Here is a 13894-nt window from a genome sequence, read left to right as displayed (position 1 = left end):
TAACTGACATAAAAATAGCATGAAACCGTCTGGTTTTGATATAATTGAGTTGTTCAGAAACAATCATATATCCGGAGGCTCATGCTATGAATAAAAGTATAACACAAGACAATCAAAATGATAACCAGATTTCGAAATCTATCAGAAGATTTTTTACACGGTTTCATCTTTCTTCTGCATTGAAAACTGCTAATGCCTACAAAAAGAAGGGAATTTCTGCAGCACTGATTTTTCAGTATCTGTTTCTTTTGATATTTTCAAACAGAAGTATGTATATGAACCTGCTGATTGGAAAAGACTCACCGGATTTTGCAAAAGATACGGTTTATCGTTTTATGAAAATGCTCCAGATTAACTGGATTCGGTTCACAACGGTTTTATCCAGCCGAATCATTAGGGATGCCATTGCTCCACTTGATTCCGCAGACCGTGTCAACGTACTGATCATTGACGATTCCATGTTTGAACGTAACCGTTCCAAAAAAGTGGAACTTCTTGCAAAGGTATATGACCATGCAAAACATTGTTATAAATTTGGTTTTCGCATGCTTACATTAGGCTGGTCAGACGGAAGCACTTTTCTCCCGGTCAACAGTGTCCTTCTCTCCACCGAAAATAAAAAGAACAGAATCAATGAAGCAAAGGAAACGGATAAAAGAACGGTTGGATATAAGCGCCGTATGCTTGCTGTCAAGAAAGGAACGATCGCCATGCTGGAACTTTTAAAATCTGCTAAAAAGGCTGGTATTCCGGCTAAATACGTTCTGTTTGACAGCTGGTTCTCTTCTCCAAGCTCTCTTCATGCTGTCAAAGAAATCGGATATGATGTAATTGCAATGGTAAAGAAAACACCTAAAATGTTCTTCCGGTATAACAGCGAAGATATGCCGCTGACAACTATTTACAAGAAAAACAGGAAACGGCGTGGACGTTCCCGGTATCTGCTTTCCGTCATGGTAGATGTTGTAAAGGAAGGAAAAACCATCCCTGCCAAAGTGGTCTATATCCGTAACAAAAACAAGAGAAAGGAATATCTTTGTCTCATTTCCACAGACGTGAGTCTGAGTGAAGAAGAGATTATCCGCATTTATGGAAAACGTTGGGATATTGAAGTATTCTTTAAAGTCTGCAAGAGCTATCTTAATCTAAGTAAAGAATGCAGATCCCTATCTTATGATGCAATGACTGCCCATACAGCAATCGTTTTTACAAGATATATGATGCTTTCCCTGGAGAACCGGGAATCTAATGATACCCGTTCTATGGGGGAACTGTTTTTATACTTTTCTGATGAGATGTCTGATATCACATGGATACAGGCTTTTCAAATAGCTTCAAATGTTCAGAACTCTGCTTGTGGATCAGATAGATATATCTGATGAAAAAATCGACGAGCTGGTAAAAGCATTTATGGATGCAATACCTGCACTTTTAAAATCGAAGCTGCAAGTGGCATAATTGACTGAACATTGACAACTAAATACTGCCAGATATTGAATTTTCAAGGTGCATAGCTAAAATCTATGTGCGAAGTTTGAGTTAAATAATGAAAACATTGCGCAGACAAGCAGTCTTGCAGAAAAAACACTTGGAGAATGGGGCGTTGATGCTAGAAATATTATCCAAATCCGGCTTGCAGTGGAGGAAACGCTGTTAAAGTACCAGGAGGCTTTCGGTATGGAGGCAGTATTTGTACAAAAATATATCAAACGTCTTAATCGTATCCGTTTGGAACTTTCCCTGCCGGGGGAAAGGGTTGATCCCTTTGATACAGGGGAGGAAGAACAAAGCCAGGTAATGCGGGGACTGCTTGCCAATATGGGGGTTGCACCCTCGTGGCAGTACAAAAATGGAGAGAATCTTATTTTATTTACTCCCAAAAAGAAGAAACGTTCTCAGATGGCTTCACTGGCACTGTCTGTAATACTGGCTTTTTTGTGCGGCGGTGTGTGTAGGTTCCTGCCAGAGAGTGTCAGGACTTTTCTTGCAAATGAGCTTATCAGCCCGGTATTTAACCGTTTTATGGGACTTTTATCAGCCATTGCAGGTCCTATGGTGTTTCTTTCAATTGTATGGGGAATATACGGCATTGGGGATATGGCGGCTATGGGCAGAATCGGAAAGAGGATGATTGGACGCTTTATGCTGATGACGATTCTTCTGACACTGCCCGTATGTGTATTTGCCATGCCGTTTTTTTCTCTTAAAACCGGAGACGGGGGGAAGTTTGATTTTTCTGAATTGTATCAAATGGTTCTGGACATTGTACCAGGTAACTTTTTTACGCCCTTTACAGAAGGGAATCCTATGCAGATTATTTTTGTGGCAGTTTTAATCGGAATCGCAATGCTGATTCTGGGAAATAAAGCTACGATTGCCGCGGCTTTTGTGGAACAGTCCAATTATATTATACAGCTTATTATGGAGACAGTCAGTTCTTTTGTTCCCGTGTTTGTGTTTGGCAGTATTTTAAGTATGATACTGGGTAACGACTTTTCGGTATTTCTTCCTGCATATAAGGTGGTTCTGGTAATGCTTATGGGAGATGCCATTCTTCTGGCAGTGTATCTTGTGCTAGTATGCACAAGGAGGAAGGTGCAGCTTTGGGTATTGCTGAAAAAGATGATGCCCACTTTTCTGATTGCATTAACCACGGCATCTTCTTCAGCCGCATTTGGGGTGAATATGGAGTGCTGTGAAAAAGACCTTGGGATTGACAGAAGGATCGTTAATTTTGGTATTCCTTTGGGGCAGGTTATTTTTATGCCAGGGGTTTCCGTTATGTTTCTAGCGGTGGGATTTTGTATGGCTGAAATCTATGGCGTGACGGTTTCTCCGGCGTGGCTGGCTATGGCCGGTCTCATTGCTATTGTGCTTGCGGTGGCGGCGCCTCCTATTCCCGGCGGTGCGTTGACCTGTTATACGATTTTATTTGTCCAGCTTAAGATTCCCATGGAGGCTGTAGCGATCACGATTGCCCTCAATGTAATACTGGAATTTATTACTACAGCGGTGAACTTGTTCTGTCTGCAGGCGGAGCTTGTGGAACTGGCTGCCAGTCTTGATATGCTGGATGTGAGAAAACTAAGAGAAGAAAAATATATGAAATAATCTTTTAGGAGTTTAAAATGCAGGATTACAACCTGACAAATCATGATATAGATGTGGCGTGTCATCAAGTAGATACATTTTGTGAACGCGCCAATGGGGAAAAAAGAGACATTCTCCGCACACGGCTGGCTGTGGAAGAGATACTGCTGAAATATCAGGAAGCTTTTGGCACAAAGGGGACTTTTCAATTTCAGTGCAGAAAGCGGATAAACCGTCTGTATGCCAGTTTTTCTATTCCGGGAGAAAGAAACGATGCAATTCATATGGACAGCGGTGAAGAAAGCGCTATCCTGAAAGGCATCCTTTCAGGTATGGGAGAAATTCCCACATGGCAGTTCAAAAACGGAGTCAATTACCTTACCTTTACATTAAAAAAGAAAAAATTATCTCCTGCAGTATCACTGCTGGCAGCAGTGGCACTGGCTCTTTTTTGCGGTATGGTAAGCACTTTTCTACCGGAAAAAACTGTTAATTTTCTTTCAGAGGAAATGATTACGCCTGTTTTTGACACATTTATGGGACTGTTGAGCGCTGTTGCAGGGCCCCTTATATTTTTGTCGGTGGCAGGCGGTATTTATAATATTGGGGATATTGCAACGCTGGGAAAAGTCGGAAAGCGGATGATCTATAGATTTTTATGGATGACACTGATTTTTACCACAGTATTTGGCATTGCCATCCTGCCTTTATTTCCTCTTGCAGGCAGCGGCAGCAGTTCCTTTCGGTTTTCGGAACTTCTGGAAATGGTTCTTGGAATTGTACCGGACAATTTTTTCACTCCGTTTTTGGAGGGAAATCCTTTACAGATTATTTTTCTTGCAGCTCTTGTAGGGATGGCAATGCTGATTCTGGGGAACAGGGCTTTAATTGTTTCGCTATTTTTAGAACAGGCAAATGACATTGTATTACTAATCAAGGAAAATATCAGCGCTTTTGTCCCCGTTTTCATTTTTGGCAGTCTTTTCAATATGATTATTGGTAAAAACTTTTCTGTACTGCTGAAGGCATATAAAGTGCTGCCGGTTATGCTGCTTGGGGATGTCTTTCTTATGGTAGCTTATACAGGTCTTGTATGCATTCGTAAAAAAGTTTCTATGGCAGTCTTCCTGAAAAAAGTTTTTCCAGTTTTTTTGATTGGTCTGACAACAGCTTCTTCTGCCGCCGCATTTTTGGAGAACAGGAAAGTGTGCGCAGAAAAGCTGGGGATTGATAAAAAAATTGTAAATATCGGTGTTCCTCTTGGCCAGGTGGTATTCATGCCGGGATTTTCTATTTTATATTTTGTAATGGGAATTTGCATGGCGGAGATTTATGGTGTGAAAATATCTCCGGTATGGCTGATTACAGCGCTGGTCATTGCAGTTGTACTGGCTGTGGCTACACCGCCCATTCCCGGAGGTGCTCTTGCCTGCTATACGATTCTGCTGTTACAGCTTGAAATCCCTGCCCAGGCCATTGTGATTGCAGTTGCCATAAATGTGATACTGGATTTTTTTGCTACAGCGGTAGATTTGTTTTGTCTGGAGGCAGAGTTGACAGAATTGGCGGGGGACCTTGGGATGCTGGATGTGGAGAAAATCCGGAAAACATTTTAAAATTCTTCCCATGAATGATGATGTGTGGGTGTGTAAAAGTCCCTCTATGGGATAGAACTTTCAGCCGGCTCCATTTCCAACATCACGGATAAAGTAATGGAAGAAGCAAAAGAATGGTACTGCAGAACACTGGATTCTTTTTATCCTGTCGTGTTCCTGGATGCAGTACACTTTAAAGTCCGTGAAGATGGGCGGATCATAACAAAAGCAGCCTATGTTGCGTTGGGAATTAATGGAGACGGTTATAAAGATATCCAGAGCGTATGCCTGTGAAACAATGCTAGGGAATGAAAAATAAAAGAAATGAAAATGAATAGTATCACCAGAAAATGGCAATACTATTCATATAAGGAAATCGAAAATAGCGTCGAAAAAAACGGTAAATGTAAAAAAATCGGCACTGAAAATTGATTTTAGTAATGTCGAAAAATTATCATTTTACATACCTGATTAAGCGCATTTTCAGGCATGGTCTTTGCTTCCCCCAGAGTGATATAAGTTGACAGCTATTCTTTGATTCTATCAATTTCTGTTAGATTGATTCCAGAAGAAGTTAAAATAACTTTTAGAGTATTGTATCTTACTTTCATAGCTTTATATACTTCCGAATCTTTATCAGCTAATAGCATATAGCTTTGCAGTTGAACAAACTCCTCAATATTTTTTTGCATCAGCTCTTTTTCAGTCATATCCTCACCTACTTTCTATAAGCGCTGTTTATATGGTACTTTCATTATATCAATCGGTGGATGAGGTGTAAAGACATAAAATATTATCACTGAACTTGGGCTGCATACACATCATTAAGAATAGATTATCACATTTTAAAAGATTTTAAAAGAATTTAGCGAAATATGTCGAAATTATACAGAAAGTATGATAGTATATAAATGGTTGCTCAATGGTAAGGGAATTTATAGAAGACAGTTCCCTTTATTTGTGTACTATTTTTGCATTTATAAGGCTTAAAAGTAAAGCACCTTGTAAATCAACTGCTATTACAAGATGCTTTTTCCCTGCTTGATAGATTGGATGGTTTGAATAGTCTTACATTTTTCGGCAATATAATAGAATATTACATTACTGGTACAATAACTTTTTTCCCATTGCTCGATGGCTTGTTTTTTTTCCCAATGATTTAGGACTGCCGTGTGTACCATATTTGAAATCTGATAATATGTAGAGGCATATGTTGCTTCAGGAAAGAGATTTTTGTGCGGTATTGATGAAACGGTTGGCAAACCGCCCCAAACGTCAGGAAAAATCTTCAGAAACATATCATCAATAATTTCAAAAGCAATTTGAGGTTTTTCATTAGTTAGATTGAACAAGGTTTCTAACTGATAAAAATGATTTAATAACTGATCCAGGGTCTCCTGAATCCGTTTTACGATAATTTCGTTATTTAAGTGGTCGTAAATAGTCTGTAATGTTAGAAGATATCCTTTAATTCTTAATGTACGAATATTATCAATAAATTTATTGTAGGCAGTATACAAAAGAGGATTTTCATCTATATTCATATGGTCGGTTAGACAATCATCCAATTTTAAGAGCCAATTATCAGGATCGCATTTTTTAAAGTTATTAAGAGATAACAGAGCGTTTTTCAAAGCTTCATCACGTGCAGAGTTAGAAAATTTAAGTATTTTCTTTGGTTTATCAGATGAAGATTCTTGCGCTTCTAAGTATGCAATGCCTATAGTACCCAACCGTAATTGCTTTTCTCGTCCTACTTTTTCATCATGGATGAGGTGTGGATTAATTTCATTTATCCTCGAAAGCATATTTGAGAGACTATTTGGCGATTTCCCTAATCTAGCACTGAGAGATTTCGGAGTAAGGTTCGGAGAGCTGTGGAGGACATTTAAAATTTCACGATGACTTTTGGTCAACGTCCTATTGAGCTCATCCATAATGTTTTTATCTATACTGGTTTCTGATTCAAAAGTGTCAAATGAATAAGCGTTAGATTTCTCCATGGCTACTCCTTTCCTTGTAATAGATGTATAATTACTATAACATTAATTTTTTGAGTGGTCAAGTGAACGAATGTTTCGTTTCACTTTTGTGTAGTTCATTTTGTGAGGTGTAATATATAAAGTGTAAGGTGAAGCGAAAGACAAGTATTCTGGCTATATTATGCTGCTTGTCTGGGGTGAAAGCATTGACAATACGCCATGAAAGTGATAAGTGAAATATATAAATTTAAAATTAGGGATGGTGTATGATGAATAGCTGGGAACAGTTCATAAATACTACATGTGGGGCAAAGCTGAAGTATTTTTTGGTGAAGTTAAATAATGAGATATGGGATGTGAATAATAACCCCTCTAAAAAGAACGCAGTGCTCTTGCTGAATACCCGAAAGGGGTATTGGATCTATAAAGTGTTTGAGAAAAATACTAAAAATGCCCATAAAATAGAGTTATATAGCGACAGATACGTCAGAAAGATTGTCGATATTTCACGATTGAAAGATAAATTCATCTATTTAGTGGATGATTCATTATCTCAAGGTGCAAGTCTGTTGGAAACATTTTATTTGTTAATAGGATTAGGGATTGAGCCGAAAATGATTTTTCCGCTTGTATTTGCGATGTCTTTAGAAGTAGATATTGAGAAGAAAGTAGAGATTGCCAGACAAGCGGGGCAAGAGGAGGAAGTTTGGTTTTGGGAGAAATTGAATTATTTTATCCATATGTCAGATGATGGGATAGGTGAACTATGCATGAAACAGACGAAAGTACTGCAGAAGCAAGGGATACCATTTGTGATTGACCTGCCATTCTTACATGATAGTAAAACAGACGATGAGGAGATGGATTTTCGGATTCGATTAACCCAAAAGCAGTTTGAGAGGCTGAAAAATGGAAATGAAAGTTGGAGGTTTCACGAGAATTTTTACAAATTTAATGAAGAAGAAATATTTCCAAGTTTCATTTTTCAGATGAAAGATTGTGAATTATTCCAAATTACGTCCCAGTTTGCAGTTGATTTTGTGATGGAGGGAATATACGTAAAGAAGGAAGAAGATGACATTGAGATTATATTGATACCATTTGCTATTTTGCGTTCTATGGATAAAGAGTATCTTTGCAAATTATGGGAAAGCTTGTTTTGGGATTGTAAAAATACTGAATATACAAAAACATACAAAAGATAACAGATAAAAGTGCGCTAAAAAACATATTGAGAGGTAAATATAGGGAATGTGTTTATTTTTTGAGTATGTACATTGCAGAATGTTTTTGCAATTATATGAAGATTGAAAGTGGCGTCGAACTGGTGTATAATTATCTCATCATGAAAGACCATTATTCACAGGATTTTATCAATATTGTACATGAATTGTACAAAAAGATGAAGGATAATCCGAGAATCATATATGAAAGACTTAAAATGATGGAAGGATTGCAAAATAAAGAGTTAGTAAATGTAAGAAGAATATCTAGTCTTTATGAAAAGATAGAAAAGCCTTATAATGAAGATAAAGCATATACCATGATCAATGTACTACTTACTGAAAAGAAAGATAGATATTTAGAATGGCGTAAAAATCCTTGCGGTAAAAAGATAGATACGGTAGTATCATTGGAAGAAATAGAAGCGCTTATATGTAATAAGTTTGTCTTTAAAAGTAGAGATGAGGAAAAGTACGCCTTAACAAGGACTATTGTTACAATGTTAAACTTGAGTATGTGCAGCAATAAATTAACTATGGAGGAAGACGGTATTAAGAGGGGGTTCCGATATGGAGAAAATAGTGATTTGTTTTTGCCATTTTTTAACCTATACTATTATTGGGCTGTAATGTTGTATGTTACAAAGATTGGTATTGAAAAAGCAAGGTTGTGTTACGATGATTTTTCTGAAGCATTTGAAAAATGGATATTTAAAGATGAATTTTTAAGAAATGAAATCAATCAAGACATTTTAGAAAATAATAGGAAATATTTTAAGAAGGCTTTGAAAAATAAGTCCTCGCTTTACAATAAATCCAGTATTCTTGAGTCTTATTATCATAATGAATTAGGGGAAATTCGTATGCAATATATGCATAAGATTGAAGAATTCGTGGTGAATTATTAATTCGCAGAGTAGGGGAAGAAATGGACACAAGAGACAAAGTTGCAGTTTGGATTGCAGAATATGACCGGAGCATGATAGCAATGATCAAGGAGGGAGGAGCTAGGAAGGATAGTCGGAGAATTATATTAGATATATACATGTTTGAAAAGTGTATTTATTGTACAGAGATTGGCGAGATTGGCGATAGGTTTCATTCAAAAGCCTTGGAAGACATTTCAAGAGAAGTAAAAAAATATGTGACGAAAGAAAAATTTAGAGATAGATTTATTATACATTCAATAAAAGAGCCTAAGGAAAAGATTAAGTTTAATACACATGTTTTCTTTGAAATACCCATTTTGGCATTGCAAGACAGTGTAGAAAATATGGAGTTTATACATCATTTTATTACATTACAGTACTTGACGGTACAATGGTTCAGGATGCAAAGTGGAAAAGATGTTGAGAAGCAGATAGATTCAGAAGAATTGACGGAATTGGAGAATAATCTTGGAGGCGCTTGGATGGAAAGAATTATAGAGATTCACAAAAAAGGAATGCCCAAAAAGTTAGGGGATTGTACACAGCTCCGTTGTATTTGTCTGCGTGGACTGGAATGGCTGGAAATGCAGAGAAGGCAGGGGAATTTAGTTAATACAGATTAGAGAAAGAGTCGTAAATGCTATGATGAGGGATGGAGAAGGATTTCTGAATGCTTCTCAGGCAGATACATATATTGAGAAATGTTTTGAGATAAAATGTCAGGAATTTAAAATAGGGAATCATCTGATAAATGAGTGGAGGGAAGATAAGAAATACTACTGTTCTTTTACAGATACAACAGTGTTTGACTTTCAGCATTACAGTATGCACGATAGATCACATTCTGTTAATATTTTGCATAATATTAAAATGATCTTAGGAAAAGAGAGAGTAGAAATGCTTTCGGTGAGCGACTTGTGGCTGTTATTGGAAAGCGCTTATTGTCATGATATTGGTATGGCAATTACCTATGAGGAGCTGTGTGATATATGGGAACAGTCGGAGTTTAAGGAATTTGTAAAAAAATCAATGAATTCTAAATCGGAAGATACGAGAAAGATAGCTTATATCTATACAAAATTGGATGAGATTGTAAGGAACCGTTCAGAATTTGTGAGAGCCGCTAATGCCGATGAGCCGAATGAATTTATAAAAGAATTTGATAACCTTTTGGATCAGGAATGCTGGGCAGTTATTGCACAGCGTTATATTATGCTATTGTATACTGAGTTTATACGGAGCAGACATACAGAACGTTCAGGAGGATTTATCCGTGGTTATGGACGTAAAAAAGACAGGAGCCGCATGTATGAAATTGTAGCACAGATTTCTATATTGCATGGAGAGGAATTTGAGAAAGTATACAGCATGGTAAAACAGGAAGATAATGGGTTTAGCTGTGATCATATGCACCCTCAGTTTGCGGCTGTGATGATTCGCCTTGGTGATCTCCTGGATATGGACAGTAACCGTTTTAATACCCGTATGCTGAATCATATGGGAATGATCCCTGTAGAGAGCCAGCTCCATATACAGAAACATAAAGCAATGACACATCTTTCTTATACAGAGGAAGGAATATCGGCGGTTGCAAAATCTGAAGATTTTCAAGTGTGTAAAACTGTGAATCAATGGTTTTCCTGGATTGAGGAAGAAACGGTACATCTTATCTGTTCTTGGAATTTGATTGTTCCGAAAGAATTATATGGATGTCGGATGAATAAATGTGATCTGAAAATATACTATAAAGATGAATTGTTCGATGCTAATAAGCAGACTAATTTTCAGGCAGATCCTGTCGGAATATTTGAGATGTTGATAGGAAATAACATTTATAAAACTCGTCTGGAGTTTATCAGGGAGTATCTGCAGAATGCACTGGATGCTTCAAAGATGAAGTTATGGCTGTGGCTTAAAGAACAGAAATCGTTGTTGAAAATGTATCCTCCAGAGGACATCACACCTTTTGACATTAACTCCGACGTATATGAGCAGAACAGGATTGAAATGGAGTTTAAGATTAATTGGGAAAAACAGGAAATTCTTTTTTCAATACAAGATCATGGGATTGGGATGGAAGAAAAATGTATATCTACACTTTCAGTTGTGGCTGGCAATCATTGGAAAAGCCGTAAGGAGTATGCAGATGAAATAGAAAAAATGCCTGTATGGCTTAGACCAACTGGAGGATTTGGAATTGGAATCCAATCTGCTTTTATGCTTACAGATGCAGTTGTTTTTATTACTAAGTCGGAAAAAGAACCAAGAGGCAAAAAGATTGTAATTGAAAGTAAGAAAAAAGGCGGGAAGGTTTCTGAATATTCAGATAGCGATGCAAAAAATGGAACCCGTGTTGAGGTATATATTAATCTTGGTTTGTTTTTGCGGGAGCTCCAGGAAAAAAAGAAGTTTTTCGGCTTGGATGAGAGAATAGAAAGAAATATTTATGACTGCCAAGAGTTGCCAAAAGTTTTGCTGGATATAATGGAACGCTACATTTCTGAGATGGCAATTTATTCTTTGATTCCTGTTTACCTAGAATGCGATAATGAGGCTGAACGGAGAGTGGGGATGGGGTGGCTTCCTACTCCTTCTGTTAATTTGGAGAAAGTTGGCAGGAATGTTGTTAATTCTGTGAAAATAGGTAATGAGAGTTGGAATATAAAAAGTTTTGTATATGATGATACAATGGTTTTATGGGATAATAAAGATTATATTATGTCTATTTTGACTTTAGATGGAGACATAAATCAATCTAAATGTTATTATAAGGGAATTATTATCCGTGATGAGGCGATAGAGACGAACGAACCATTTTCGATAGAGACGATATATTATGGGGATAATGTGACTCATTATTTGTCAGTAAGCAGAGATTGTTTTATTGGTGATATGAGGAATAAGCACCGGAAGAATTTATATATTTTAAAAATATTATATGCTTCATTATTTATTAATTATTTTAATGAATTTACGGATTGTGAGAACCGGCAGAAAGAAATAAAAAAGTGCTTACCTGGTACTATTTAGGAGTCGTTAGCGTAAATGCAGGAAAACTCAGTAAAATTAAAAAGCAGGTTAGTAGTGAAAACTTTTTTTAATTATGGACTTGGATAAAAAAGCAGCTATGAGGAAGGCTGTGAAAGAAGCAGAGATTTATAAGTGCGAGGAAATTGAAAATATAATTTTTAAAAATGGATTTTTTAAAGAAGAAAAAAGAATATGAATGAAGTATTAAAAGATATTAGAGAAAAAGAATGTTTCTTCTTTGCCGGTGCAGACGATGATAGAGAATTCGATATAGATATGGGATTGTTCAGGGTAGATTGTCGATATATTGTGGACAATTATGTAAATAATGGGAAAAATCCTGAATTTAATACCGAGAGTGATGAAATGATTTGGAAATTAACTAATGAGAATTCTTATATTGTAATTGATCCGGAGGTATGTGATGTTTTAAATGAATATGTTAATAATTATGAACATGGCAGGCGTGTATCCTATTTGAAAATCAAGGAAAATGGGAAGCTTTATTTGAATATTGTATGTGTGGAAAAGAAAAAAGGGAGTAGAAGAAATGGTACATCTAAAATAGGAGATGATATAAAAAAGACGTTAAAAGCTGCATTGAATCAGTCAGTGATATTTCCAATAGTTATTTGTGATAATGGAGAGAGGGAGGATCATTATGAGGAATATCCTATATGGGTTACGGATGTATTTGCAGATAGATATCAGAATTTGTTGAAGGAAGATGTTGTGAGTTTTATAAAGACTGTGAATAAAAAATCTTATAGTTATTTTTTAATCCTTCCTTTTACGGGCAAAAGCTGGAATCGTGTTATGAAAGAAGAAAATGAGGGAGGAATTACATATAAAAAATTTTGTGAGATTGTGAAGGATCCAAATGAGCTAAGATTACTATATGAATGGACGTATATTTATCAGATTCATAAAGACAGGCGATTGACGATTCCTCAGATTCAGAATGAATACGATAAACTGGCAGATTCGATATATGAATGGGTTTTTGATGATAATTCAAATTGACTATAATATGAAGCAAGTGTAATGGAGGTGCATAAATGAATGTAGCCAGAAAAGAACAAATCTATACGATAGATGATATTTATGCTTTGCCGGAGGGTGAGAGAGCAGAGTTAATCGACGGTCAGATATACTATATGGCGACTCCCAGTATGCTGCACCAGCGATTGGTAATGGAGATATCTTATAGAATAAGGGTCTATATAGGAGAAAAAAAGGGTGATTGTGAAGTATTTCCTTCGCCTTTTGCAGTATTTTTAAATTCAAAGAAGGATATTTACCTTGAACCGGATATTTCTGTTATATGTGATAAAGATAAGATTGCATCAGAAGGATGCATGGGCGCGCCAGATTGGATTATTGAAATTGCATCTCCCACAAGCCGCCCCATAGATTACTATAAGAAGCTACTCAAATATAGTGCGTCAGGTGTCAGGGAATACTGGATTGTAGATGTTGAAAAGGATAGGGTCACAGTATATGATTTCCAGTGGGATACGGTAGAGGAATATACTTTTTCTGATAAGGTTAGGGCAGGGATTTTTGATGATTTTGAAATTGACTTTTCAGAGATTAAAATTAAATAAATTTTCATCCTTGAAACCAGCCATCCCATTTAGTATAATAAACTCATTACAAAAGATAAACCATATTAAAATATGGAGAATGTACTTAAGATAACAGATTTTAACAAAAGACAAGGATGAGATACCCCTCACATATCACCATAGAAGTGAGGGGTATTAGTCTACTCAGCGACATTTTTAAGAAATGTGACGTACTCCATCAATCGTAGCCCAAGTTTGATCCGAAGCAGTATAAACGGATTCCCGACCCGTAAGAAGATAATCAATAGACACATGGAAGAAGTCGGCCAGCATGATTAAAGTTTCGTAAGGAGGCTGGCGGTATTTCTTCTCATAACCTGCTATGGTAGAGCGTGCAAGATTGGTATGCTGTGCAAGTTCAATCTGTGTCAGGTTGTTTTTTTGGCGTAGTGTTTTTAGAATTTCAGCAAAATTCAT

General features: G+C 36.7%; 12 protein-coding genes and 2 pseudogenes. 11 read left to right on the top strand and 3 right to left on the bottom strand.

Annotation, left to right across the window (positions count from 1 at the left end):
* The first annotated feature begins 86 nt into the window (after window positions 1-86).
* From GN277_RS16485 to GN277_RS16470, 4 genes and pseudogenes are all read left to right on the top strand, one after another.
* Window positions 87-1458, top strand: a pseudogene (locus GN277_RS16485) (IS4 family transposase).
* 219 nt (window positions 1459-1677) lie between these two features.
* Window positions 1678-3111, top strand: coding sequence for a dicarboxylate/amino acid:cation symporter (locus GN277_RS16480; RefSeq protein WP_159751964.1), 1434 nt, complete (start codon window positions 1678-1680; stop codon window positions 3109-3111).
* 17 nt (window positions 3112-3128) lie between these two features.
* Complete coding sequence (locus tag GN277_RS16475; RefSeq protein ID WP_159751963.1) at window positions 3129-4706, top strand: dicarboxylate/amino acid:cation symporter; 1578 nt, start codon at window positions 3129-3131, stop codon at window positions 4704-4706.
* Window positions 4707-4742: 36 nt separating this feature from the next.
* A pseudogene (locus tag GN277_RS16470) lies at window positions 4743-4970 on the top strand (transposase); the annotation flags it as partial.
* 242 nt (window positions 4971-5212) lie between these two features.
* On the opposite strand, the gene GN277_RS16465 reads toward GN277_RS16470, so the two are convergent.
* Window positions 5213-5395 (bottom strand): hypothetical protein, encoded by a 183-nt coding sequence (locus tag GN277_RS16465; RefSeq protein ID WP_159751962.1) that lies wholly within the window; start codon window positions 5393-5395, stop codon window positions 5213-5215.
* A 309-nt stretch (window positions 5396-5704) separates the two neighbouring features.
* The gene (locus tag GN277_RS16460) at window positions 5705-6688 is read right to left on the bottom strand and encodes a hypothetical protein (RefSeq protein ID WP_159751961.1); all 984 of its coding nucleotides are present in this window, start codon (window positions 6686-6688) and stop codon (window positions 5705-5707) included.
* Window positions 6689-7095: 407 nt separating this feature from the next.
* Between GN277_RS16460 and GN277_RS16455 the strand changes: the two genes are divergently transcribed.
* The 7 genes from GN277_RS16455 to GN277_RS16430 all read left to right on the top strand — a co-directional run bounded on the left by GN277_RS16455 (window position 7096) and on the right by GN277_RS16430 (window position 13456).
* Window positions 7096-7872: a hypothetical protein gene (locus GN277_RS16455; protein WP_159751960.1), complete on the top strand. Its 777-nt coding sequence runs from the start codon at window positions 7096-7098 to the stop codon at window positions 7870-7872.
* Between the two features lie 95 nt (window positions 7873-7967).
* Window positions 7968-8798: a hypothetical protein gene (locus GN277_RS16450; RefSeq protein ID WP_159751959.1), complete on the top strand. Its 831-nt coding sequence runs from the start codon at window positions 7968-7970 to the stop codon at window positions 8796-8798.
* Between the two features lie 71 nt (window positions 8799-8869).
* On the top strand, window positions 8870-9442 hold the full coding sequence (locus GN277_RS16445) for a hypothetical protein (RefSeq protein ID WP_159751958.1): 573 nt from the start codon (window positions 8870-8872) through the stop codon (window positions 9440-9442).
* Window positions 9443-9461: 19 nt separating this feature from the next.
* Window positions 9462-11849 carry an HD domain-containing protein gene (locus tag GN277_RS16440; protein ID WP_159751957.1) on the top strand — a complete coding sequence of 796 codons (2388 nt, stop codon included), beginning with the start codon at window positions 9462-9464 and terminating at the stop codon, window positions 11847-11849.
* Between the two features lie 73 nt (window positions 11850-11922).
* Window positions 11923-12045: a hypothetical protein gene (locus GN277_RS30945; protein ID WP_280178613.1), complete on the top strand. Its 123-nt coding sequence runs from the start codon at window positions 11923-11925 to the stop codon at window positions 12043-12045.
* Window positions 12042-12872, top strand: a complete 831-nt coding sequence (locus GN277_RS16435) for a hypothetical protein (protein ID WP_159751956.1) — start codon at window positions 12042-12044, stop codon at window positions 12870-12872. Before GN277_RS30945 ends, GN277_RS16435 begins: the two co-directional genes overlap by 4 nt.
* 35 nt (window positions 12873-12907) lie before the next feature.
* Window positions 12908-13456, top strand: coding sequence for a Uma2 family endonuclease (locus GN277_RS16430; RefSeq protein ID WP_159751955.1), 549 nt, complete (start codon window positions 12908-12910; stop codon window positions 13454-13456).
* Between the two features lie 177 nt (window positions 13457-13633).
* On the opposite strand, the gene GN277_RS16425 is transcribed toward GN277_RS16430, so the two are convergent.
* Window positions 13634-13894 (bottom strand): helix-turn-helix domain-containing protein, encoded by a 261-nt coding sequence (locus GN277_RS16425; RefSeq protein WP_159751954.1) that lies wholly within the window; start codon window positions 13892-13894, stop codon window positions 13634-13636.

This window comes from Sporofaciens musculi (assembly GCF_009830285.1).
GTDB lineage: Bacteria > Bacillota > Clostridia > Lachnospirales > Lachnospiraceae > Sporofaciens > Sporofaciens musculi.
Note: the sequence above shows the minus strand (reverse complement) of the source record. Positions and strands in the feature narration are given on the sequence as shown.

Bases quoted from the DNA above. Each gene is read 5' to 3' on its own strand.
- GN277_RS16445 (WP_159751958.1), top strand. From the start codon at position 8,870: ATGATAGCAATGATCAAGGAGGGAGGAGCTAGGAAGGATAGTCGGAGA.
- GN277_RS16430 (WP_159751955.1), top strand. From the start codon at position 12,908: ATGAATGTAGCCAGAAAAGAACAAATCTATACGATAGATGATATTTAT.
- GN277_RS30945 (WP_280178613.1), top strand. From the start codon at position 11,923: ATGGACTTGGATAAAAAAGCAGCTATGAGGAAGGCTGTGAAAGAAGCA.
- GN277_RS16460 (WP_159751961.1), bottom strand. From the start codon at position 6,688: ATGGAGAAATCTAACGCTTATTCATTTGACACTTTTGAATCAGAAACC.
- GN277_RS16435 (WP_159751956.1), top strand. From the start codon at position 12,042: ATGAATGAAGTATTAAAAGATATTAGAGAAAAAGAATGTTTCTTCTTT.
- GN277_RS16425 (WP_159751954.1), bottom strand. From the start codon at position 13,894: ATGAATTTTGCTGAAATTCTAAAAACACTACGCCAAAAAAACAACCTG.
- GN277_RS16475 (WP_159751963.1), top strand. From the start codon at position 3,129: ATGCAGGATTACAACCTGACAAATCATGATATAGATGTGGCGTGTCAT.
- GN277_RS16450 (WP_159751959.1), top strand. From the start codon at position 7,968: ATGAAGATTGAAAGTGGCGTCGAACTGGTGTATAATTATCTCATCATG.
- GN277_RS16440 (WP_159751957.1), top strand. From the start codon at position 9,462: ATGATGAGGGATGGAGAAGGATTTCTGAATGCTTCTCAGGCAGATACA.
- GN277_RS16480 (WP_159751964.1), top strand. From the start codon at position 1,678: ATGGAGGCAGTATTTGTACAAAAATATATCAAACGTCTTAATCGTATC.
- GN277_RS16465 (WP_159751962.1), bottom strand. From the start codon at position 5,395: ATGACTGAAAAAGAGCTGATGCAAAAAAATATTGAGGAGTTTGTTCAA.